The sequence below is a fragment of the Flaviflexus huanghaiensis genome (genome assembly GCF_014118685.1).
Taxonomy (GTDB): Bacteria; Actinomycetota; Actinomycetes; order Actinomycetales; family Actinomycetaceae; genus Flaviflexus; species Flaviflexus huanghaiensis.
This window is the reverse complement of the sequence record NZ_JACFAK010000005.1, coordinates 100,256-122,951: the sequence shown is the minus strand read 5'-3', so window position 1 is coordinate 122,951 and position 22,696 is coordinate 100,256. Positions and strand designations below refer to the sequence as shown.

Annotated in this window: 21 protein-coding genes; 3 read left to right on the top strand and 18 right to left on the bottom strand. The window is 62.8% G+C overall.

What is annotated here, in order from left to right:
* Nucleotides 1–92: 92 nt before the first annotated feature.
* From hisD to hrcA, 14 genes are all read right to left on the bottom strand, one after another.
* Nucleotides 93–1,388 carry a histidinol dehydrogenase gene (gene hisD, locus H7E91_RS05325; protein WP_182354060.1) on the bottom strand — a complete coding sequence of 432 codons (1,296 nt, stop codon included), beginning with the start codon at nt 1,386–1,388 and terminating at the stop codon, nt 93–95.
* 9 nt (nt 1,389–1,397) lie between these two features.
* Complete coding sequence (locus H7E91_RS05320) at nt 1,398–2,180, bottom strand: isoprenyl transferase (RefSeq protein ID WP_182354059.1); 783 nt, start codon at nt 2,178–2,180, stop codon at nt 1,398–1,400.
* Between the two features lie 7 nt (nt 2,181–2,187).
* Nucleotides 2,188–2,910: a DNA repair protein RecO gene (gene recO / locus H7E91_RS05315; protein ID WP_182354058.1), complete on the bottom strand. Its 723-nt coding sequence runs from the start codon at nt 2,908–2,910 to the stop codon at nt 2,188–2,190.
* A gap of 189 nt (nt 2,911–3,099) precedes the next feature.
* Entirely contained in the window at nt 3,100–4,800 is a 1,701-nt protein-coding gene (gene leuA, locus H7E91_RS05310; RefSeq protein ID WP_182354057.1) for a 2-isopropylmalate synthase, read from the bottom strand.
* Between the two features lie 270 nt (nt 4,801–5,070).
* Nucleotides 5,071–5,775 (bottom strand): hypothetical protein, encoded by a 705-nt coding sequence (locus H7E91_RS05305; RefSeq protein ID WP_182354056.1) that lies wholly within the window; start codon nt 5,773–5,775, stop codon nt 5,071–5,073.
* 31 nt (nt 5,776–5,806) lie between these two features.
* Nucleotides 5,807–6,526: a PP2C family protein-serine/threonine phosphatase gene (locus tag H7E91_RS05300; protein ID WP_182354055.1), complete on the bottom strand. Its 720-nt coding sequence runs from the start codon at nt 6,524–6,526 to the stop codon at nt 5,807–5,809.
* Nucleotides 6,526–8,016 (bottom strand): prolyl oligopeptidase family serine peptidase, encoded by a 1,491-nt coding sequence (locus tag H7E91_RS05295; protein WP_182354054.1) that lies wholly within the window; start codon nt 8,014–8,016, stop codon nt 6,526–6,528. The genes H7E91_RS05300 and H7E91_RS05295 overlap by 1 nt, the downstream gene beginning before the upstream one ends.
* Nucleotides 8,017–8,024: 8 nt before the next feature.
* Nucleotides 8,025–8,924: a GTPase Era gene (gene era, locus H7E91_RS05290; RefSeq protein WP_182354053.1), complete on the bottom strand. Its 900-nt coding sequence runs from the start codon at nt 8,922–8,924 to the stop codon at nt 8,025–8,027.
* 17 nt (nt 8,925–8,941) lie between these two features.
* Nucleotides 8,942–10,177 (bottom strand): hemolysin family protein, encoded by a 1,236-nt coding sequence (locus H7E91_RS05285; RefSeq protein WP_182354052.1) that lies wholly within the window; start codon nt 10,175–10,177, stop codon nt 8,942–8,944.
* A complete protein-coding gene (gene ybeY, locus H7E91_RS05280; protein WP_182354051.1) occupies nt 10,174–10,632 on the bottom strand; it encodes an rRNA maturation RNase YbeY in 459 nt (152 codons plus the stop codon). The genes H7E91_RS05285 and ybeY overlap by 4 nt, the downstream gene beginning before the upstream one ends.
* Nucleotides 10,629–11,612, bottom strand: coding sequence for a PhoH family protein (locus H7E91_RS05275; protein ID WP_182354050.1), 984 nt, complete (start codon nt 11,610–11,612; stop codon nt 10,629–10,631). Before H7E91_RS05275 ends, ybeY begins: the two co-directional genes overlap by 4 nt.
* Before the next feature lie 27 nt (nt 11,613–11,639).
* Nucleotides 11,640–12,386, bottom strand: a complete 747-nt coding sequence (locus H7E91_RS05270; protein WP_338401740.1) for a 16S rRNA (uracil(1498)-N(3))-methyltransferase — start codon at nt 12,384–12,386, stop codon at nt 11,640–11,642.
* Nucleotides 12,383–13,495 carry a molecular chaperone DnaJ gene (gene dnaJ, locus H7E91_RS05265; protein WP_182354048.1) on the bottom strand — a complete coding sequence of 371 codons (1,113 nt, stop codon included), beginning with the start codon at nt 13,493–13,495 and terminating at the stop codon, nt 12,383–12,385. Before dnaJ ends, H7E91_RS05270 begins: the two co-directional genes overlap by 4 nt.
* 35 nt (nt 13,496–13,530) lie before the next feature.
* On the bottom strand, nt 13,531–14,502 hold the full coding sequence (hrcA, locus tag H7E91_RS05260; protein ID WP_338401739.1) for a heat-inducible transcriptional repressor HrcA: 972 nt from the start codon (nt 14,500–14,502) through the stop codon (nt 13,531–13,533).
* A gap of 183 nt (nt 14,503–14,685) precedes the next feature.
* On the opposite strand from hrcA, the gene H7E91_RS05255 reads away from it, so the two are divergent.
* Together H7E91_RS05255 and H7E91_RS05250 are read left to right on the top strand one after the other, a co-directional pair.
* Nucleotides 14,686–15,462: a DUF3097 family protein gene (locus tag H7E91_RS05255; RefSeq protein WP_422111032.1), complete on the top strand. Its 777-nt coding sequence runs from the start codon at nt 14,686–14,688 to the stop codon at nt 15,460–15,462.
* 161 nt (nt 15,463–15,623) lie between these two features.
* Nucleotides 15,624–17,294: an FAD-dependent oxidoreductase gene (locus tag H7E91_RS05250; protein WP_182354045.1), complete on the top strand. Its 1,671-nt coding sequence runs from the start codon at nt 15,624–15,626 to the stop codon at nt 17,292–17,294.
* A gap of 77 nt (nt 17,295–17,371) precedes the next feature.
* On the opposite strand, the gene hemW is transcribed toward H7E91_RS05250, so the two are convergent.
* From hemW to lepA, 4 genes are all read right to left on the bottom strand, one after another.
* A complete protein-coding gene (gene hemW / locus H7E91_RS05245) occupies nt 17,372–18,604 on the bottom strand; it encodes a radical SAM family heme chaperone HemW (RefSeq protein WP_182354044.1) in 1,233 nt (410 codons plus the stop codon).
* Nucleotides 18,588–19,337, bottom strand: a complete 750-nt coding sequence (trmB, locus tag H7E91_RS05240) for a tRNA (guanosine(46)-N7)-methyltransferase TrmB (protein WP_338401737.1) — start codon at nt 19,335–19,337, stop codon at nt 18,588–18,590. Before trmB ends, hemW begins: the two co-directional genes overlap by 17 nt.
* Complete coding sequence (locus H7E91_RS05235; protein ID WP_182354043.1) at nt 19,334–19,990, bottom strand: MOSC domain-containing protein; 657 nt, start codon at nt 19,988–19,990, stop codon at nt 19,334–19,336. The genes trmB and H7E91_RS05235 overlap by 4 nt, the downstream gene beginning before the upstream one ends.
* Nucleotides 19,991–20,118: 128 nt before the next feature.
* Nucleotides 20,119–21,963: a translation elongation factor 4 gene (lepA, locus tag H7E91_RS05230; protein ID WP_338401736.1), complete on the bottom strand. Its 1,845-nt coding sequence runs from the start codon at nt 21,961–21,963 to the stop codon at nt 20,119–20,121.
* A 149-nt stretch (nt 21,964–22,112) separates the two neighbouring features.
* On the opposite strand from lepA, the gene H7E91_RS05225 reads away from it, so the two are divergent.
* Nucleotides 22,113–22,661: a hypothetical protein gene (locus H7E91_RS05225; protein WP_182354042.1), complete on the top strand. Its 549-nt coding sequence runs from the start codon at nt 22,113–22,115 to the stop codon at nt 22,659–22,661.
* The last annotated feature ends 35 nt before the right edge of the window (nt 22,662–22,696 follow it).

Here is a 22,696-nt window from a genome sequence, read left to right as displayed (position 1 = left end):
ACACATTTTCACAGCTGAGACAGATAATACCCACAAGAATCGGGCGGATGGGAAGCGCAAACGTGACCGTTACCAGCCCGCAATCATTGCTGTCATGCGAATCTCACCTGCAGTGAGTCCCCGTGCGCGGGGAGATCTTCCGCATTCGCAAAGGTCACAAGGGGTGCCGTGATCTTGTCGAGCCCCTCCCTCGAATACTCAACCTGCTGAACGGACTTGAGGAAAGCGTGCACGTTGAGACCCGAGCTGTAGCGCGATGTCCCGCCCGTGGGGAGGACGTGATTCGAGCCCGCGAGGTAGTCGCCTGCGGGCACCGGGGTGTAGGGACCGAGGAAGATTGCGCCTGCGTTGTGGACACGGGATGCGACGCGCTCCGCATCGACCGTGTGGATCTCCAGATGTTCGGCGCCATAGGCGTTGACGACGGCAAGGCCGTCATCAACGGAGGAGACGAGCACGGTACCGGACTGGGGACCTGTGAGTGCCTCATGAACCCGCTCGGCATGCTTTGTTGTCTTCGCCTGCTCGGCAAGCTCGACATCGACCGCGTCGGCGAGCTCGACGGAGTCGGTCACGAGAACGGATGCGGCGGCCGGATCGTGTTCTGCCTGGGAGAGCAGGTCGGCCGCGACGAAACGCGGATTGGCGGTCGCATCGGCAAGGATCGCGATCTCGGTTGTGCCGGCCTCCGAGTCAATGCCGACGGTGCCGAGAACAAGCCGCTTCGCAGCTGCGACATAAATGTTGCCGGGGCCGGTGATGACGTCGACCGGCTGGCACGGGCCAGCGCCGTAGGCGAACATGCCGACCGCGCCAGCGCCACCGGCCGCGTACACCTCGTCGATACCGAGAAGGGCACAGGCAGCGAGGATCGTGGGGTGGGGTAGTCCACCGAACTCCTTCTGCGCGGGAGAGGTGAGGGCGATGGACTCGACGCCGGCGACCTGGGCACAGACCGCGTTCATAACGACCGACGACGGGTAGACGGCAAGTCCGCCCGGCACGTAGAGCCCGACTCGGCGCATGGGGATCCAGCGCTGGGTCACCCGGCCTCCGGGAACAATCTCGACCGACTTTTCCTCCGGCATCTGAATCTCATGCCCGATGCGGACGTGCTCAATCGCGAGCGTGATCGCATCGACGAGGTCGTCGTCGATGCTCTCGAGAGCGGCCGTCAGCGCTGACGGGGGAACCGCAATCGTGTCCGGCCGGACCCCGTCGAACCGCTCCGCCTGGTCGAGGAGGGCCTCCTCACCGCGTTCCCGCACATCGTGCACGAGCGGGCGGACGGCTTCCAGGGCAGCGTCGATATCGAGCGCGGCACGGGGCAGGGAGGAAGCAAGAACGTCGGCAGTGACGCCGCTACGAAGGTCGAGTCGAGAAAGCATGGACCTATCCTATTCCGCGTCGTCTGCGCCAGCGGTCATGTCCACCGCCCCACCCCACCGCCTGTGACGTTTCGCATAGGTGGTGATGGCCTCCCAGAGATCGCGACGATCGACCTCGGGCCAGGGCTTATCGGTCACGACAATCTCCGCGTAGGCGGTCTGCCATAGGAGGAAATTCGACAGCCTCTTCTCCCCACCGGTTCGCCAGAACAGGTCGATGTCACTCATCGGCTGATAGAGGTAGGAAGCAAAGAGCTCGGGGGTGATCTTGTCAGGCCTTACTGTGCCAGCCGCAGCATCGCGTGCGAGCGCCGCAGCAGCATCGGCGATCTCGGCCCGGCCCCCGTAGTTGACACACATGTTGACGACAAGACCGGTGTTCTTCTTCGTCAGGTTCTCTGCGATCTCAAGTTCGTTGATGACCGAGCGCCATAGGCGGGGCTTGCGACCCGCCCAACGCACGCGTACACCCCACTCGTGGAGTGTGTCCCTTTGACGGTGGATGACATCCCGGTTGAAGCCCATGAGGAACCGCACCTCGGACGGGCTACGGGACCAGTTTTCCGTCGAGAACGCGTAGGCAGACAGCTCTTTGACGCCGATCTCAATCGCGCCAGCAATGATGTCGAGCAGGACCGGTTCACCGGTCTTGTGCCCCTCGGTCCGCGGTAGCCCCCGAGCGTTCGCCCATCGCCCGTTGCCGTCCATCACAATCGCCACGTGGCCGGGCACCATATCGGCCGGAATCGGCGGCGGGGTAACGCCGGGCATGGTCAGTTGTGGGCTGGGCATGGTGCTCCTAGACGAGGGAGAGGGACTTGATCCGGTGCTCAAGGTGCCACTGGGCGTGGCCGGCCGCAAGCGCCCTGGCCTGGCTGCGTGTCGCGCCGGGCACATCATCTGCACCATCCCACTCGCCGGCGATAAGCGAGCCGAGCAGGGTCACTGTCTCACGCGAGGGCGCGGCGGATCCCGGTGGTCGACACCCCATGCACACGGTTCCACCTGCGGGCACCGAGAACGAATCATGGGGGCCGGGCTGTCCGCACGACGCACATTCACGGGTCGACAGCTCGAAGCCGGCGTGCGCGAGGGACCTGAGGAGGAAAGCGGTGACGAGGAGGTCTGGCCGATGTTCGTTGTTCGCGAGCGCGCTGAGCGCGCCGTGGAGCAACAGGTACTGCTGCATGTCGGGTTCGCCTTCGTCCCAGGCAATCTTCTCGGTCGTCTCGAGCATGACAGTGCCGGCGACATACCGGTCGTAGTCCCAGGCGATCTCGGAGCCGTAGGCGTGGACGGACTCGACCTGGGTGACAGTGTCCAGTGTCTTCCCGCGATAGAACTGCGCATCGACAAGCGAAAACGGCTCGAGCCGTGCCCCGAAGCGGGACTTCGTCCGCCGGGCACCTTTCGCGACGGCGCGGACCTTGCCGTGCTGGGCCGTCAACAGGGTGATGATCCTGCTTGACTCCCCCATCTTCTGGGTGCGCAGGACAATCCCTTTGTCGCGGTACAGCTTCACAGGAACATCTTATTGCCCTGAGTGGCGAACAGGACAGAGGAGGGAGGCGGGGTCGGTCACGACAGTGAGGCCGCTTGTGGCGGGGCGTGCACTGTCGACCTGGCGCATGGCGGCGGTGGATCACACTGTTACCGTGCGCCGCGGAGGATCCTCGTGGGTGGTGAAGGCTCCGTCCGCAGGGTCCGACGCTCAGCGGCGTGTGCGGTTGAGAGCGGAGATGAGAGCCTTGAAGGATGCATTGATAGTTGACGGGTCGATGCCAACGCCCCAGAGAATTTTGTCGTCGATGTCGGCCTCAATGTAGGCGGCCGCAGTTGCGTCCCCACCCTCGGACAGGGCGTGCTCGGCGTAATCGAGAACGTGAACGCGGTGACCGAGCTGCGCGATGGCGGCGACGAATGCGTCGATCGGTCCGTTGCCGGACGCGGAAATAACCCGGTCCTCGCCGCCGACGGTGATGGTGACGGTGAGCTCGGATCGCGCCCCTTCACCGGATGATAGCGACATGCCGCGCAGGGCGTAATGGCCCCAGGGTTCAAGACCGGCAACTTCGGACGCGGGCAGGTACTCGTCGGCGAAGATATGCCACAGCTCGTCGGCGGTCACCTCTCCCCCGGACTCGTCTGTGTGGTCCTTAACGATCGCCGACAGCTCGATCTGCAGACGGCGCGGCAGGTCGAGGTTCTTCGTTGTCGACAGGAGGTAGGCGACACCGCCCTTGCCAGACTGGGAATTGACACGGACGACGGCCTCGTAGGAGCGGCCGAGGTCGGCTGGGTCGATCGGCAGGTAGGGAAGCTCCCACGTGACGTCGCCGGTTTCCGCGATCTTCTTCCGGCGCGCCTCAAAGCCCTTCTTGATCGCATCCTGGTGCGAACCGGAGAAGGACGTATAGACAAGGTCGCCAACGTAGGGCATGCGGGCCGGGACCTCCATCCGCGTGCAATACTCGACAACGGACTTGATGTCGTCGATGTCAGAGAAGTCGATTTGGGGGTCGATGCCCTGCGTGTAGAGGTTGAGGCCGACGGTGACGAGGTCGACGTTGCCGGTCCGCTCACCCTGTCCAAACAGGCATCCTTCGATCCGGTCAGCGCCAGCAAGCATGGCGAGCTCCGTTGTCGCGACTCCGGTGCCCCGATCATTGTGGTTGTGGGCGGAGAGCACGACGAATTCCCGTCGCGACAGGTTCCTGCTCATCCACTCGATCTGGTCGGCGTACACGTTCGGGGTGGACCGTTCGACCGTGGAGGGCAGGTTGAGGATGATCTCGCGATCATCTGCCGGCTGCCACACGTCCATGACCGCCTCACACACCTCGAGGGCGAACTCAAGCTCAGTGTCGACGAAGATTTCCGGCGAATACTGGTATCCGACGATCATGTCGTCGCCGAGTGTCTTCTCCATGTAGTCGATAACATCGCGGGTGCCTCTGATCGCGAGCTGTTTCGTCGCTTCGCGGTCGTTGCCGAACACGACCCGTCGGAACACCGGAGCGGTCGCGTTGTAGAGGTGGACGTTGGCGCGCGGGAACCCTTCGAGCGCGTCAATCGTGCGGTTAATGAGATCGGTGCGCGCCTGCGTGAGAACAGAGACGGTCACATCCTCGGGCACCGCGTCATCCTCGACGAGAGAGCGGACGAAGTCCCAGTCCGTCTTTGACGCAGCCGGGAAACCAATCTCGATCTCCTTGTAGCCGATTTTCACGAGCAGATCGAACATGGCGCGCTTGCGGGCGGGATCCATTGGCTCGATAAGGGCCTGATTGCCGTCCCGCAGATCGGTCGAGAGCCAGCGCGGAGCCTTCTCGATCCTCTTGCCGGGCCACTGCCGATCCGGCAGGGATACGGGATTCGTGTCGAGGAAGGGCCGGTACTTCTCGAACGGCATGGTCGAAGGTCGTTGGTGGTTTTGAGGTCCTGACGTTTTCACTGTGTCCTGCTTCGCTTCGTGACGGGGACCGGCGCGCCGTGACTCCGCGGTGAGGGGCCGGTCGGATCAGGCCTCGCCGCGGCGACTAAGCAGGAGTGAACGCATGGCCACAGTGTACGACCTGCCCGCGATTATCCGCGAACCTGGCACCGATGTGTCTCGCATGACGGGCACGCGTGCGTCGCGAGGGAGCCGCCCTCTCCGGTCAGCGTCCGAGCGCTCCTGACATCAGCCCGCGTCGTCGTAGAGCGAGGGATCGTCGAGCCGGTAGAGATCCTCGGCTGTGACGAGACGGGTGGCGACCGCATGCTCGACAAGGCGGGCGCGGCGGTTGACAGCAAGCTTGCCAGGGCCGCCATGCAGTCCCCGTATACCGTGGCGGGTCAGTCGTTCACACACGTGGTCAAGCTTGCGGTTGAAACGCGTGAGCGGCCATCCCAGCCTCTCCGCAGCTTGCTGGGATGACGGGATTGACGACGTCGTTCCCCTGCCGGTCAACACCGGCTCGGCAAGAGCAAGGATGAGGAGGAGCTGGGAGGGCGTCAGCTCGACAGGGCCGATCGTCGTCTCGCCCGTGTCGTCGCCGTGAGCGGTATGAGCGGGAAGATAGGGCGGATCATCGTTGAAGATCGTCATCTCATACGTCGTGGGCCCCGCCGTGAACAGGAGAAGCGTCTGCGCGTAGACGATCGGTATCCGCGCCCCGGGCGCGAGATATGCCTGCGTCGCTCCGTCCTTGTCAGCGAGTGTCGCGGTCAGCCGCGAACCGACGTTCTCGATCCAGTACAGTGCGTCAACGAAGCTGATGGTGAGGAACCTCCGATGGAGGTACGGGTTGTCGTCGAGCTCGAGGGGACCCTCCCGCCCGATGAGGAACGGCTCGTTCGGGTTGACGGTGTACCATTCGCCGACGAATTCGATCGAAACTGTCATGATCCGATAGTAGGGGAAACAGGTCAGCGCACTAGACAAACGCCCTGGCGAGGATGGCAGTTGCGTTGTCGCTGCCGCTTGCATCCAAAGCCGCGTCAACGAGGGTCTGGGCGACGTCGTCGAGACTACCGCCGCCACCCATAATGTCCTCGATCTCCCACTCCGACAGCTCATCGGTGATCCCGTCCGAACACGCGAGGAGAATACAGCCCTCAGCATCGACGTGGCGGAATGCGGGCTCGGAACAAATCGAGGCACCGACAGCTCGTGTGACGATGGCGCGGCGCGGGTCGTAGCGGGCCTCTTCACGGCTGAGCACGCCCGTGTCGACGAGCTCTTGGACGAGCGAATGGTCAGTCGTGAGCGCCTCGAGCTGCCCATCCACGTACGAGTACATCCGCGAATCGCCCACGTGGAACACAAGCCAGGAGTGTTTCGCGGTCGCAAGTCCGAGGACGGCACCGACAACAGTCGTCCCGGACGCGGGACCGATGGCGCGTTCTGCTCGGGAAATCGCTCTCTTGATCTCCGCTCTCGCTCCAGCCGTGCTCCCGTCAAGGTTCAGTGACTCGAGCTCGCCGATCATCTTCTCTGCCGCGACATCGCCCGCATCAAGCCCGCCCATCCCGTCAGCCACGGCGATGATCGGAGGTGCGACGAGAAGACGGTCCTCCTGGCGCGTGCGGACATGTCCGATCGCAGTCGCGAACCCGGTCACGATCTGCGCGTCGCTTGCGAATGTCTCTGCCATCACAGCGCCGTCAGGAGGGAGGGATAGACGTTCCAGTAGGCCAGGGCTGCGAGGAGCGTTGTGAGGCCAAGGATCGAGGAGACGAGGACAACGTGGGGGAAGCCGGTGAGCGGGCGCGCCCGTAACCAGGAGTAGATGAGCCTCACAACCATGCCTGCGGCGATGATCGCGACGATCTGACAGACGAGCCACCCCCCGCGCACGATGAGGGCGTCGGTCTGGTAGGACAGCGCCAGGTCCGCAATTGCCAGCAAGTACCAGACAAAGACTGCCCACGCGATGACAACAGATGCACCTGCTTGGATGAGGGGGCGCGACGTGCCGCGCAGGTCAAGAAGTGGCGCTTTCTGCACGCGGATCTGGCCAACCAGTCCGGCCAGGAATCCGAACACGGTGAGAGTGAGTCCGACGATGAGGATGATGATCGGCGCCGCACCCGACGCATACCACCGGGGTGTTCCCGGCTCCTCCGCCGTGAAGTGCTGAACCGGTTGGGCGCCGGCGATCTGGGGATCTGCGGATGCGGTGGCCGGTAGGCCGAGGATCCAGCGTGAGATGTCTTCGGCCGCTACCCGCGACAGGGACGGCGAGCCGCGCTCGAGAACCCGCAGCCCATGGTCGGCACCTTCGTAGTAGCGCAACGTGTAGTCAGTGTTTCCGTTGGTCGCAATGTCATCGATGATCTGTTGTGCTCCCTGAATGACCGGCATTGACAGGTCTCCCGTTCCGTAGAGGATGAGAACGGGCTGGGTGATCTGCTCTTGGTACGGACCGACATCGAAGTCGATGTAGTCAAAACCGCCAGGAAGTTCCCCGCCGATGAGGCGGGGTATCGCCTGGAGGAGCTGTTCGGGCACTCTCATCTGTCTAAGATACGTGTCGGCGGCGAGGGCACCCTGTTGGCGGATGGGAACGACAGGGGATGAGACGAGAACGACGAAAGCGACCTCCGGCTCGGCCGCTGCGACCATGGGTGCGATAAACGCGCCTTCCGATTCGCCATAGACACCGACCTCGTTCTCGTCGACACCGTCAAGCTCCCGAAGCCACTCCCACTGGTCCCGGTAGGCGGATGCGAGCTCCCCATAGTCCCGCTCCGTCGTCGAATAGGAGTCGAGCGGCTTGTCCCCAACAAGGGTGACGATTCCCGCGCTCGCGAGGACGGTTGCGTGCTGGGTGAACGCCGTGTGCAGGTACGTCCCCGTCCCATGCATGAAGACGACAGCGGGACTCGGGGTCTCCTTGCCGAGGGGGCGGCGCACCGTCACATTGATTGGTCCAGCATCGCTCTCGAGAGAGTGGACCTCGCTCGCAACTTCGTAGGTCCGGGGCGGATCGGTGCGGACAGAGGAACCGATCGCCGTATCGGAGGTGTCCGGGATGATCTGATTGAGGTACGGATCGGGCGACCATCCCGGCCCGGCGACTGTGCCCCACATGCCAAGGAGGAGGACAACGATGATCGTCGCCACCAGCCTCGGATGACGCACGTCGCGCACTAGAAGCCCAGACGCCGCAGAAGCTTGGGGTCCCGCTGCCACTCTTTCGCGACCCGCACGTGAATGTCGAGATAAACGCGGCAGGCGAGAAGCTTCTCGATCTCCTCGCGAGCAGCGATGCCGACCTCCCGGAGTCGAGCACCCTTCGCACCGATGACGATGCCCTTCTGAGAGTCACGCTCGACATAGAGATCGGCATGGATGTCGATGAGCGGGGGCCTCTTGTCGCCCTTCCGCTGCGGGCGCTCATTCATTTCCTCGACGAGGACCGCGATCGAATGCGGCAGTTCATCACGCACGCCCTCGAGGGCTGCTTCGCGGATGAGTTCGGCGACGACGATCCGCTCCGGCTCATCGATCGTCTCCCCCTCCGGATAGAGGATCGGAGATTCGTCCATGAGAGACACGAGCACATCGGCCAGGCGGGCGACGTTGTCACCCGTTGTGGCAGAGACTGGGATGATCTCCGTGAAGTCGGCGAACCCGGCAACTTTCGTCAGGTGCTCGGCAAGCTGTTCTTTCGTCACGAGATCCGCCTTGGTGACGATGGCGATGGCGGGGGTCCCTGATCTCCTGATCTCCTCGAGCAGGTACGCGTCCCCGGGACCGAGCTGTTCATTCGCGGGCAGACACAGGGCAACAAGGTCGACGTCGCCGAGGGTTTGGCGGACGAGGTCATTGAGCCGCTCCCCAAGAAGCGTTCGCGGCCTGTGCATACCGGGAGTGTCGACGAGGATGACCTGGCCCCCCTCACGGTTAACGATGCCGCGGATGACGCGACGGGTCGTCTGTGGCCGGGCGGACGTGATCGCAACCTTCTCGCCAACGAGCGCGTTCGTGAGCGTCGATTTGCCCGCGTTGGGTCTGCCGACAAGGCTGACGAAACCGGCTCGAGTCATGGCTCCTCCTAGGTCGCTCATTGCTGCTCCAGGCTGGCGATGAGAGTGGCAAGTCGTTTACGGCGCCCCTCGAAGCGTTCTGCGACGAGGTGCAGTCCTAGAATATCTGTCTCGGAGCCCAGGATCGGTATCTGGCCGAGCCCCTTCGCCAGGAGACCGCCCGCTGTATCGACGTCCTCATCTTCGATGGCGAGGCCGAAAAGATCTCCGAGCTCGTCGATCGGGAGGCGTGCGGGCACCCGGTAGACCCCGTCCGCGACCTGCTCGACCTCGGGCGCTGCCTGGTCGTGTTCGTCGACCATCTCGCCGACGAGCTCTTCGAGAAGGTCTTCGATGGTGACGAGGCCAGCGATCCCGCCATACTCGTCAACGACGAGCGCCATGTGGAAGTAGTTCGCCTGCATGTCGTGCAGGACATCGTCGACCGGCTTCATTTCAGGAATGAAGACTGCCTCGCGCATAACGTCTTTTGCTGAGAGCTCGTCGGTGTCGAGCCTCCGGTGTGTGCGTCGGACAATGTCTTTCGAATAGAGGACACCCGCAACATCGTCGACAGTGTCGCCGACGACGGGAATGCGGGAGTATCCCGAGCGGACGAAGAGGCTTTGGGCCGAGTCGAGATCCGTGTCCATGTGAACGGTGACCATGTCGGTTCGGGGCACCATCACCTCACGAACCATCGTGTCCCTCATGTCAAACACGGACTGCAGGAGGATCCGTTCCTCGTCTTCGAGTTCTTCTGATTCGGCCATTCGTTCGACCATGACCGCGAGATCATCGTCGCCCTCCTCATCTTCATCTCTCTTGACGAAGGGCGAGAAGATCGTTGTCAGCACGGATAGGGGAACGGCTATGGCGCGGAGCACCGTGACGGGATGTCGGTAGCCGATCCTGCGCGGGGAGAAGAAACCGACGAGGACAGACAGCACGAGGGCTACGGCGAAGGTAACGAACACCACCTGCCACCAGGCGCCGAGCAAATCAGCGAGCAGGAGAGCAACGCCGGCTCCGGCCATCATGTCCGCCACAGTCCGCAACATGGCAAGACCGGCGCGGGCGGCCGTCTTCGAAGCGACGATCGACGCGATTCGGCCCGCACCCTTCTTTCCGCTTCCGAACGCCTCAGCGGCCTCGGTGCGCGTGATGCGGAGGAGTGCCGAGTCAGCCATGACCGTGACTGCGGAGATGATGGCGAGGAGTGTGATGGTGAGGATAACCGGAAGCTCCGGCACCTCATCGATCATCGCGGTCATGAGCGTGTCGCGAGGAACCCGAGCAACAGCTTCCGCTGCAGCCCAAACATCTCCCTTTCCTCCTCTGGGGTCGCATGGTCATATCCGAGAACGTGGAGGATGCCGTGGGTGACGAGGAGAAGGACTTCCTCAATCGTCGCATGGCCCGCCTGCCTTGCCTGCTGAGCCGCGACGGTGGGACAAACAACGACGTCGCCGAGTAGCCCCTCGACAGGTTCGTGGCCGGCAGGCGGGGGCCGCACCTCGTCCATTGGGAAGGACAGGACGTCCGTGGGTCCTTCTTCGTCCATCCACTTGACGTGCAGGTCGGACATGACGGACTCGCTGACGAGAGTGACTGACAGGTCCGCTCCGGGATGGATACGCATCTCGTCAAGAACATAGCGCGCGAGTTCGACGACCTCTTCTCCGTCGATCGTCGGCTCGAAGCCGGACTCGTCCGCGTATTCGATCAACGCCGCCTCCTGCGATTGTCGGTCTCTGGGTGTTCGGCGCCCCACCTGTCGTACGCATCGATGATGTCGCCGACCAGTCTGTGTCGCACGACATCTGCGCTCGTTAACTCGATGAATGCGAGGTCCTCGATATCGGTGAGAATGCGGCGCACGACTCGCAGTCCCGACTGGGTACTGCCGGGAAGATCCACCTGGGTGACATCCCCCGTGATGACGGCCTTCGAGCCGAAACCGAGCCGCGTGAGGAACATCTTCATCTGTTCCGGCGTCGTGTTCTGAGCTTCATCGAGGATGATGAACGCGTCGTTGAGAGTGCGTCCGCGCATGTACGCGAGCGGGGCAACCTCGATCGTGCCGGCGGCAATAAGCTTCGGAATCGCCTCCGAGTCGAGCATATCGTGCAGTGCGTCGTAGAGCGGCCGCAGGTACGGGTCGATCTTGTCGGTCAGCGTACCCGGCAGGAATCCGAGGGACTCCCCTGCCTCGACGGCGGGCCGGGTGAGGACGATCCGGGACACGTCTCGGCGCTGGAGCGCGACGACTGCCTTCGCCATCGCAAGGTACGTCTTGCCTGTGCCTGCGGGGCCAATACCGAAAACGATCGTGTTGTCGTCGATCGCATCGACGTAGCTCTTTTGGCCCACGGTCTTCGGACGGATTGTCTTGCCGCGGTTCGAGAGGATGTCGGTCGTGAGAATATCGCTTGCCGCAGCGAGGCCCTCTTTCGTGATGCTAATGGCCCGCTGAACCGAGTCGACTGTGAGAGCAGTGCCGCTGCGAACGACGTCGATGAGTTCGCGCAGTAGCGAGGCGGCCAGCGCAACGGGCCCCTCGTCCCCGCTGATCGTGATCTCCCGCTCACGCACATGAACGACTGCGGGCGCGAGCCCCTTTTCCAAAGCCCGCAAGACCTCATCTCGGTGGCCGAGGAGGTTGATGAGGGGAACATCGTCCGGGACGTTGAGAACCTGTATCGTCACGTGCTGCCTTCCTTGTTGGGCGCCAGTCTAGCGCCAATGCCCGCTAGTCACCTGGAGCACGGTAGCCGCCACGGTTCCCGCAGTACCGGAGCGGAGCACCGACCGGCCGAGCAATACTGGCTCACCACCGGCATCGACGAGCGCTGAGAGCTCGGGATCGCTTATGCCGCCTTCTGGCCCAACGATGATCCATAGCGGCCCAGAACCGTCGATTGCGCGGGCCGAGAGTGGCTCGCTCGCAGTCTCATGACAGATGAAGACCCGTCCGCCAGCGGCGACAGCGGCTCGCACCATTCCCGCGAGGCCGACAGTCGTCACGGGCGCGGCTACAGAGGGAAGATGCGCTTGGCGGGACTGCTTCATCGCGGCCAACGCGACCTGCTGCCACTTGTCCCGGCCCTTGACGGCCTTCGGACCGCTCCAGCGGACGATCGAGCGGTCGGCCTGCCATGGAACAATGCCGAGAACGCCGACTTCGACGGCCGATTCGATGGCGGCCTCATCCCTGCCGCCCTTTGCCAGCGCCTGGACAAGAGTAATCGGGTTCGGCGGTGTGTCATCGTCGGTGCGGGCGATCACTGTGCCTCTCACAAGGGCGGGGGTGATGCTCGTAACCTCGACGGTGACTCGGGTGCCGCGACCGTTGACAATGTCAATGTGGTCACCCGGCCGGGTTCTCTTGACATGTGCGTGATGGGCTTCGGCGCCCGCCAATTCGATTGACGACCCTGCAGCTTCACCCACATCGGGATCGAAATAGACCGGCAGGGTCACAGGAAGCGGTCCCGGAAGCGTGAAAAGACCGACGGACTGTCCGACACAAGGCTGGCATCGGGATCGGTCTCGCCCCGGATCTCGGCAAGCTCACGCAACAGCTCCTTCTCGCGGCTCGACAGCCTCGAGGGGGTGAGGACGTGAAGGTTGATGACGAGGTCACCGCGGTCGGAGCGGTGAAGCCTGCCGACACCCTTGCCCCGAACCCGCAGGGACACGCCAGCGGACGTGCCGGGCTCGATCTCGATCTCCTCCGGGCCATCGAAGGATTCAATCGTCATCGTCGTACCAAGTGCGGCCGCTGTCATCGGGATTTCTAGCTCGCATACGAGATCGTCACCGTGGCGCGTGAACTGCGGGTGCTCGGCGACGTGGACCTCGATGAAGAGGTCGCCCTGCGGACCACCAGCGGGACCGACCTCGCCCCTGCCCGCCATGCGGATTCTCATCCCATCCTCGATACCGGCGGGGATGCGAACGTTGAGAGTCTGGGTTGCGCGCACCCGGCCTTCGCCAGCACAGTCGAGGCACGGGTCGGTGATGACGGTGCCGTGGCCCTGACACACGCCGCAGGACGTCGTCGACATGACTTGACCGAGGAACGAGTTCGTCACCTTACGGATCGAGCCGGTCCCGCCACAGGCGGTACACGTCTGCGGCGGCCGCCCATCGCGCGTGCAGGTGCCGTCACAGGTCGTGCAGCGCACCGCGGTTTCGACAGTGATGTCGGTCTCAAGTCCAAAGACTGCGTCCCGCAGCTCGACCTCGATCGGAACGAGCGCGTCCTGGCCGCGCCTGCCGCGTGGCACGGGCCCGCGGGCTGCTGTTGCCCCGCCGAAGAACGTGTCGAAAATGTCTTGGAAGGATCCGCCGAAGCCACCCGGCGCTCCACCGTTACGGACAGCCTGCTCGCCACCCATGTCGTAAAGCCGACGCTTCTCGTCGTTGGAGAGGACATCGTATGCGGCTGTCACCGCCTTGAACTCTTCAGAGCTGTCCGGCCCGGCAACATCCGGGTGTAGCTTGCGTGCCTTCTTGCGGTACGCGCGTTTGATCTCATCCGACGTTGCGCTTCGGGACACGCCGAGAATGTCGTAGTAGTCAGCCACTGACGCCAATTCTTTCTAGTTGGTGGAGATGAACTTTAGGAGCCGAGGATCCTGGTCAGGTAACGAGCGACAGCCCGCACGCTCACCATAGCCACCGGGTAGTCCATGCGGGTTGGGCCCACGATGCCGAGACGGGCTGTGCCGCTCGACCCGTAGCTGGATGTGACGACGGAGGTCTCGGAGAGGCCCTCGTCATTGTTCTCCGAACCGATCGTGATCGCAAGGTCGCCGGTCAACTCGGCAAACAACCGAAGAAGGACGACCTGCTCCTCGAGCGCTTCGAGCACGGGGGTGATGGTGTGCGCGAAATCGATATCGGTGCGGGCGAGATTAGCGGTTCCGGCCATGACGATCCGCTCCTCCGCCTCATCCGTCATGATGTCCTTGAGGACCGCAACGATGGCGCCGAGAGGCCCACGTTCGGCTGGCGCAACGTCGCCGAGAGCGTCCTCAGAGATCTCGTGGGCAGCCCTGTTGACGAAGACCGCGTTGAGGCGGCTCGATATGTCGGTCGCCTGCTCGTCCGTCAGGCTGACGTCGAGGTTCCGCTGTTCAACAGCACCTGAGTCCGCGATAACAATAAGGAACGTGTGATGAGCCGAGATCGGCACTAACTCGATATGGCGGACAGCGCTCCGTCGGCGTATCGGGTATTGGACGACAGCAACCTGCTTCGTGAGCTGGGCCAGCAGTCTGCTCGCACGCATGACGACATCGTCAAGATCGGCTGCTCCCTCAAGCCACGTCTCGATCGCTCGCTTTTCAGCGGTCGACAGAGGCTTGACCTGGGAAATTGAATCAACAAAGGTTCGGTAACCGCGGTCAGTCGGAACGCGCCCCGCCGAGGTATGGGGCTGGTGAATGAGGCCGACCTCTTCGAGTGCCGCCATGTCGTTCCTGATCGTCGCCGACGACACATCGAAGCCGTGACGTTCGGCGATTGTCCGCGACCCGACGGGTTCGCGGGTCTGCACGTAGTCATGGACGATGGCCTGCAGCACTTTCAATCGTCTTTCTTCGCTTCGCACACCATCCCCCTTTCTTGCACTCGACATACCCGAGTGCTAATTCTACGCAAGAATGCCGATAATGCCTACCCTGGACAGGTGTGTGCTTCGCGATCAGCTGACAGATATGGGCGGGACGTCCTCGGCTCCCCCAGGCCAGGACGCCTCCGGGTTCAACGAGACGTGCCGGCCTCGACAGGCCTTCTTCTCGAGGATGTCGAGTCCGGCTTCGTCGGAGAGGTCGTTGCCGTGTCGAAGGTCGCCGGCGAGATGCTCATGACCCTCGAAGGCCGTGGCGGGGTGCGCCGCCGGTTCCCCCTTGGCCCCGGCTTCTGGATCGACGGCGAGCCGGTCAACATCACCCCGCCGCAGAAAACGCGAGTGTCGTCCGAACCGGAGCGGACCGCGTCAGGATCGATCAAGGTCGCAGCGAAGCCAGCGGTTATGCTTCCTTCCCGTATGTGGGTCGAAGGCAGACATGACTGGCAACTCATCGATCGCGTGTGGGGCGAAGATCTACGGCTCGAGGGCATCGCCGTTGAAGAGCTCGCCGGAGTGGACAGGCTGATGGAGATGCTTGCGACCTTCGAGCCGGGACCGGGCCGCCGAGCTGGCGTTCTTGTCGACCACCTCCTTCCCGGGACAAAGGAGCGGCGGCTTGTCGATGAAGCTCTCGCCGAGTACGGGAACGAGCATGTTCTTGTCCTCGGCCACCCTTACGTTGACGTGTGGCAGGCGATTAAGCCTGCCCGGGTTGGGCTCGGCGCATGGCCCCATATCCCCAAGGGCACCGATATCAAGGCCGGCACTCTCGCGGCTCTCGGACTGCCGCACAGCAGTGTCGAGGACATCGGGATTGGCTGGTCGAAGATCCTTGCCCGCGTGCGTGACTGGCGCGACCTCGAACCCTCGCTACTCGGCCGGGTAGAGGAGCTCATCGACTTTCTCACTCACAACTGACGCTCTCGACGACAGGTCACCTGCCTGCGGAATCGGACTCCTCAGTAGGCTCGAGTCGATCTCCACGGGCGGACAGTTCTCACCTGGACTGCTGTTCACATCGCCGATAAAGTTGATCACCATCACATTTTCAGCGTACGAACGATTCTGAGGAGTCATGAATGAATACGTGGAACCATACCTATGATGTCGTCGTTGTCGGCAGCGGCACCGGCCTTTTCGCGGCGCTTATGGCCCAGAAGCAGGGGTTATCGACACTGGTTGTTGAGAAGGAAAGCCGCTTCGGCGGCTCGACAGCGCTGTCCGGTGGCGGCTTGTGGATGCCAGGCAACCGCGTCGTGCGTGAAGCAGGGATGAAGGACACCCGCGAACGCGCAGAGAGATACCTGCGGACGATCGTCGGCGACACGTCGCCTGAGTCCCGCTGGCAGACCCACCTGGACTACGCGGCAAAGAGTGTCGATGCGATCCTCAAGAACACAGATCTCAGGCTCGAGGCGATGATGGAGTACGCGGATTACTTCTCCGACGAACCCGGTGGCTCGAGCGGCGGCAGATCGGTCGAGCCTTCTCCGTTCGACTTGAACACGCTCGGTGATGACAAGGACCTCATTATGTCGGGCAACCTGTCGGCGCCCGTGCCGATGCCGATCACGGGCGGCGACTTCCGATGGATGAACCTCATGGCACGTAAACCTGGCAAGGCACTACCGAGGATCGCCAAGCGGATCGCTCAGGGCATCGGTGGCATGGCACTCGGGAAGGACTACACGGCCAGCGGCAAGGCTCTCGCTGCTGGCCTCTACAGCGCGGCGAAAAAGGCGGGGGTTGAACTGTGGAGATCCACTCCCCTCGTCGATCTCGTCCTCGACGATGACAGGGCTGTCGGAGTCATCGTCAACCACGACGGGCAAGAAGTCCGCGTCAAGGCCAATCGCGGTGTCATTCTCGCTGCCGGCGGCTTCGACAGGGATCTGAGCAAGCGGCGGGAATACCAGTCCGAGGTGATCGATGACGGCTGGCAGTTCGGTGCACCCGGCAATACGGGTGACACGATCGATCTCGCCCACAAGCACGGTCTCGACCTCGATCTTCTCGACAAGGCATGGTGGTTCCCGGCGATCCCAGAAATCAAGCCGGGATCAGGCCCGATCGTGCTCCTCGCTGAGCGTTCTCTTCCCGGCTCCCTCATCGTCGACTCGACCGGCCATCGATTCTTCAACGAGTCGATCAACTACATGACCGCCGGCGAGCAGATGCTCGGCATCGACGATGGCGAGCCACCGCACCTGCCAGCATGGATGGTTGTCGACGAGAAGTACGTCAAGTCGTACGTCATGGGTGGAGTCAAGATGCCCGGTATGGCCATCCCGAAGGAATGGTTCGACGCGGGCATTGCCGTCTCGGCCGACACCATCGACGAGCTTGGGAAGAAGATCGGTACGGACGACCTGCCGGGTGGCGTCGCGCGCTTCAATGTGCTGGCGGCACAGGGCACGGATGATGATTTCGGACGTGGCAAGACTGCTTACGATCGCTACTACGGCGACCCGACAAACACACCGAATCCCAACCTGCGTCCTCTGTCAGAAGAGGGCCCGTACTACGCCATCAAGGTCATCCCTGGTGATCTTGGGACCTGCGGCGGCCTGCGGGCCGACGGGAAGGGCCGCGTCTACAACACGGATGGCGCGACCGTGGACGGTCTCTATGCGATTGGCAACGCTGCCGCCAATGCTTTCGGCGGGGTGTACCCCGGCGCTGGCGCAACGATCGGCCAAGGCATCACATTCGGGTACGCCGCAGTGGATGACATCCTCGCGGCAAGCTGAGCGCACGCCGTTGCCTGGTGCACGACCGACAGGCGTGCACCAGGCTGGCGCTCTGCCACTGATCTAGGTCGCGTGTCTTAGTCCCACAGCTGGCGGATAACGGTGTCCGCAAGAAGCCGCCCACGCAAAGTCAGCACCATTCGGCTACGCGCCAACTGATCGCTTCGCAGCAGACCGTCGGCGGCGAGGAGCATCGTTTTGTGCCGTCGCTGGGCAAGGTCGACCGGGTCGATGCTTGCGTCTTGTCGAAGGATTCCGGCGGTTAACGGGAGTCCCTCAGCGAGCCGGATTCCGAGCATGATCTGCTCCTCGGCCCGCTCCTGCTCGCTCAGCACTTCCCGAGCGGCCGCGGGAGACACTCCTGAGTTGAGCCGCTGGGCCCACGCTCGCGGGTGCTTGACGTTCCAGAACCGGGTGCCGTTGATGTGGGAATGGGCGCCCGGGCCGAAGCCCCACCAGTTGTTCCCCCGCCAATAGGCGAGGTTGTGGCGGGCAGCGTGGCCGGGCTTCGACCAGTTGGAAACCTCGTACCAGGTGTATCCGGCCGCAGATAGCATCTCGTCGGCGATCTCATACTTCGCAGCGAGATCATCGGGGTCAGTATCGGGGAGGACGCCGCGTCGCACCTGTTGCCCCATCTTCGTTCCCGGTTCAATGCCGAGGCCGTAAGCCGAGATGTGGTCCGGATCCATTGCGATTGCCTCGGCCAGAGATGTCTGCCAATCGTCGAGCGACTCGCCAGGGGTGCCATAGATGAGGTCGAGTGAGCACGAGAGGCCGACGTCGCGCGCCCACTCGATGACGCGCGGCACGCGCTCCGGCGTGTGCAGCCTATCGAGGGTCGCGAGCACGTGGGGCACTGCGGACTGCATGCCGACCGACACACGAGTAAAGCCAGCGTCTCGAAGCTCCTGCACGTAGTCCCGATCCACGGTTTCCGGATTTGCCTCGGTCGTGATTTCGGCACCGGGCTCGAAGCCGAACACCATCTCGAGTACGCCGAGGATGTGAGTGAGCTGTGATGCGTCGAGATATGTGGGAGTGCCGCCGCCAAAGAACACCGTCTCAAGCGGGCGGCCCCCGTCGAGAACGTCACCCGCAAGAGCGATCTCCTTAAGAAGCTCGCCGTCGTATTCCTGAGGAGTGGCGCCCGGGCCAAGTTCGTCAGATGTGTACGTGTTGAAGTCGCAGTAGCCACACCGGACCTCGCAGAAGGGCACGTGGACATAGGCCGACAGCGGACGGTCCATCGAAATATCGGGAAGACGACCGTCTTCGGGAGCCCTCTCTCCGTCAGGCAGGTCCGGCACGACGCACCTCCAGGTCGTGAATGCGCCGGCCTTCGGCGAGGCCGCGTGTCTCAAAGCGGGTAATGATTCGGCCCTCCCAGCGCGGAGCGAATCCGCCGGCAATGCCTGCCTCGGCAGGATCATCGCTGTCGATTCTCTCGCCCGCGTGCGGGTTCACGAGGTCGGAAACGGCTGCGATAGCGTCCCTCATCTGCCATGCGTAGTCGTCCCAGTCGGTGGCGAGTCGCCACACACTATCCGGGGGCAGAATATCGGCGATGATGCGGGCAAAGTCCGGTGTGACCATACGTCTCTTGTGGTGCCGTGCCTTCGGCCACGGGTCGGGGAAGAACGTCCACACCTCACGCGGTTTGGGGTTCGGTCCAAACAAGAGAGGAAGGGCGAGAACAGCGTCGGCCGAGAGCAACCGCACGTTCGTCACACCTTCACGGACAATCCGGGACACGGAGGATGCGACGCCCGGCCACCACACCTCGAACGCAAGATAGTTGTTCTCGGGGTGTTGGGCCGCGTGGGCAACAATCTGGTCGCCAGCCCCGGCACCGATCTCAACGATGAGGGGAGCACTCCTGCCGAACGACTCCTCCAGATTCGGTGCCTCAAGGAGCGTGTACCCATCCATCGGGCCGGCGATGATGAATGTGTCGCCGTGTCGCTCGAGGGTTCGCTTCTGCCGGTCGGGAATACGACCCCCACGCGGGGTGAAGCTCGTGATCCTGCGGTGCCCGCTCACAATACCTGCTTGTCTGTCGCCATAGCGTCCCTGAGTTCAGTCGGCATGTGCTTGATGATGTAGGAGGCGAGTGTGATCTCACCGCGGTCATGGGCGTCGATGAGGGCGGGTGCTGGTGCCGGGCGTTCCCGGAACCACCGTCCGGCGGAAACTCCGTGCGTCGGCACTGTCAGAACCTCGAGCCGGTCCCCCGCCTGCGCATGGCCGGGCTCGATGACCCGAAAGTGGGTTCCCGGGCGACCGCGAGCGATGAACCTCTTGATCCAGCCCTCTTCGCCGCGCCACCACTCGAACGTTCTGCACGGAGTTCGACAGCCGGTCGCTTCGAGAAGTGCTGTGCCGAAGCGGAGCCTTGTTCCAATAATAATGTCGTCGACATCCCCATCAACACGCAGATTTTCACCGAACACGCCAGGGGCAAGTTCCTCTCCAAGCTGCTGTTCCCACCACCGCATCTCCGCATTCGACATGGCGTAGACGGCCTTATCGATGCCGCCGTGATTCGCCCGATCCGCTTGGACGTCGCCCCACAGTCCGTAGGTGCCGACACTGATCGGTCCGTCGACCGGGCGCTTATCAATTGCCGTGACGCCGACCCGGCCCATGTCGACCGGGGTCAGCTCCGAAACTGTACAAATGTGGGTGACACGCATGATTTCACTCTAGCGGTGCCGGTGATGAACATGACCGACAGCGACGGGCAGCTACCTTTCAGAGGGTGGACATGACCGTCTCACGATGATGAAGACAATGAGGATGACGAGAGCGAGGACGAGCCACTTCATTTCGCCGACGGCTGCTCGGACGTGAGGGCGGCGACAAACGCTTCCTGAGGAACCTCGACCCTGCCGATGTTCTTCATGCGCTTCTTGCCCTCCTTTTGCTTCTCTAGGAGCTTCCGCTTGCGGGAGATATCGCCTCCGTAGCACTTGGCGAGCATGTCCTTCCGCAGTGCCTTGATGGTCTCGCGGGCTATGACGCGGGATCCGACGGCGGCTTGGATCGGAATCTCGAATTGCTGGCGTGGGATAAGACCCCTGAGCTTGCCAGTCATGTCAACGCCGTAGGCATACGCCTTGTCACGATGGACGATCGCGGAGAACGCATCCACCTTTTCATGGTTGAGGAGAATATCGACCTTGACGAGGTCGGCGGACTCCTGCCCGTCCATGTCATAGTCGAGCGATGCGTAACCGCGAGTCTTCGACTTGAGCTGGTCGAAGAAGTCGAAGACGATCTCGGCAAGTGGAAGGCGATAATGCATCTCTACTCGGTCTTCAGACAGGTAGTCCATACCACCCATCGAGCCGCGACGGTCCTGGCACAGCTCCATGACAGCGCCGATGTAATCAGAGGGCGTGAGGATCGTCGCCTGCACCATCGGTTCCGAAATCTCCGCCAATTTCCCGTCAGGGAACTCCGACGGATTCGTCACCTCGACCGTCTGATCATCGTCAGTCCGGACCGTGTAAATAACTGAAGGGGCGGTCGCAATGAGATCGATCCCGAATTCCCGCTCGAGACGCTCACGGATGATCTCGAGATGGAGGAGGCCAAGGAATCCGCATCGGAAACCGAACCCGAGAGCCGCGGATGACTCGGGTTCAAATGTGAGGGCGGCGTCGTTGAGCTGGAGTTTGTCGAGCGCCTCGCGGAGCGCGGGAAAATCCGAGCCGTCGATCGGGTAGATGCCGGAGAACACCATGGGCTTCGGTTCAACGTAGCCGGGCAACTGCTCCTTCGCCGGCCGAGCCGTCAGCGTTACAGTGTCGCCGACGCGGGTCTGGCGAACATCCTTTGCGCCCGTGATGAGGTAGCCGACCTCACCGACCCCAAGACCCGCCGAGGGCTTCGCCTCGGGCGAGATGACGCCGATCTCCTGCAACTCGTGACTCGTGCCGGTCGACATCGTCGTCACCTTGGTACGCGGTGTGAACCTGCCATCCTTCACCCGCACATACGTGACGACTCCGCGGTAGGCGTCGTAGACGGAGTCAAAAATCATTGCCCGCGCGGGAGCATCCGGGTCACCGACAGGGGCAGGAATCTCACCGACGATTCGGTTGAGCAGGTCCGAGACACCCGCCCCAGTCTTACCCGACACCCGTAGGCAGTCCTCCGGCTCGCCGCCGATGAGGGAAGCGAGCTCCTCCGCGTACTTCTCGGGTTGCGCGGCAGGAAGATCAATCTTGTTGAGGACAGGCACGATCGTCAGGTCGTTCTCGAGAGCCATATAAAGGTTGGCCAGGGTCTGCGCTTCAATGCCCTGCGCAGCATCAACAAGCAGAATGGCGCCCTCGCAGGCCGCGAGAGATCTGCTGACCTCGTAGGAGAAGTCGACGTGTCCGGGGGTATCGATCATGTTGAGCGCGTAGTCGTTCCCGTCAACAGTCCACGGCATCCGCACGGCCTGCGACTTGATCGTAATTCCGCGTTCGCGCTCGATGTCCATCCGGTCGAGGTACTGGGCGCGCATCGCACGCTCATCGACGATGCCGGTGAGCTGGAGCATCCGATCGGCAAGGGTCGACTTGCCATGATCGATATGTGCAATGATGCAGAAGTTCCGCAACCGGTCAGCGGGCGTGTTCGCCGGCTGCAGTGACTGGGTGGGATTGTTGGACACGTGTCTCCTTCGTATACTCCGCACCAGTCTACCCACGCGGCGACCTCATCCCACGGTCGAGATGTCGTGACCTCTCTCGCCGTGTTCGCCCAGCGATGACCGGGCATTGATCACACGAGGACGCGCACAAATTCTGGAATGCTGAAGCTATGAGTGCTTTGCCCGGTGCCCTATCCGTCTTCCTTCCCCTCCTCGTGCGCCTTCTTCGCGGGCCCGGCAAGTTCATGGTGTGGGTGAACGGAGCCCTCATCGCCCTTCTCCTGTGGCTGACGGTCTCCGCCGTTGCGGACGGCAACAGCGGCGCCTGGGTCCCCCTCGTTCTCGGCGCGATCCTCGGTATGGGGGTCCTCGTCTTCGGCATTCGGCTCGCGCGCCTCTCTCGCTATGTTGACGAGCTGGAGGAGTTGCAGAGCCAGACAGTCGGCACCGAGATCGTGACCCAAGACGGCCGCACGCTATCGGAGGATGACGCCCGGCAAAGATTCCAGGACGCCTCCTTCGAGGCCTCGCAGCGAACCGCACGTTTCATGCCGCGGGTACATGCCGCGCAGCGTGCCGCCATCGCGGTTGCGGGCGGAACAGTCGAAGCTCCCTACCTCAAAGACGACCTACGGGTAACGATTGTCTCCGGAATCCTGACGGCTCTAGCGGGTCCCTTCGGGTTTCTTCTCCTCATCGTCACCGCGATTATCACCTGAACCTCAGCTCGACAATGCTGGGCGCTTTCTCTGTC

Bases quoted from the DNA above. Each gene is read 5' to 3' on its own strand.
- H7E91_RS05285 (WP_182354052.1), bottom strand. From the start codon at position 10,177: ATGACCGCGATGATCGATGAGGTGCCGGAGCTTCCGGTTATCCTCACC.
- H7E91_RS05300 (WP_182354055.1), bottom strand. From the start codon at position 6,526: ATGGCAGAGACATTCGCAAGCGACGCGCAGATCGTGACCGGGTTCGCG.
- H7E91_RS05235 (WP_182354043.1), bottom strand. From the start codon at position 19,990: ATGCGTGTCACCCACATTTGTACAGTTTCGGAGCTGACCCCGGTCGAC.
- H7E91_RS05305 (WP_182354056.1), bottom strand. From the start codon at position 5,775: ATGACAGTTTCGATCGAATTCGTCGGCGAATGGTACACCGTCAACCCG.
- leuA (WP_182354057.1), bottom strand. From the start codon at position 4,800: ATGCCGTTCGAGAAGTACCGGCCCTTCCTCGACACGAATCCCGTATCC.
- H7E91_RS05250 (WP_182354045.1), top strand. From the start codon at position 15,624: ATGAATACGTGGAACCATACCTATGATGTCGTCGTTGTCGGCAGCGGC.
- hisD (WP_182354060.1), bottom strand. From the start codon at position 1,388: ATGCTTTCTCGACTCGACCTTCGTAGCGGCGTCACTGCCGACGTTCTT.
- era (WP_182354053.1), bottom strand. From the start codon at position 8,924: ATGACTCGAGCCGGTTTCGTCAGCCTTGTCGGCAGACCCAACGCGGGC.
- H7E91_RS05225 (WP_182354042.1), top strand. From the start codon at position 22,113: ATGAGTGCTTTGCCCGGTGCCCTATCCGTCTTCCTTCCCCTCCTCGTG.
- H7E91_RS05320 (WP_182354059.1), bottom strand. From the start codon at position 2,180: ATGCCCAGCCCACAACTGACCATGCCCGGCGTTACCCCGCCGCCGATT.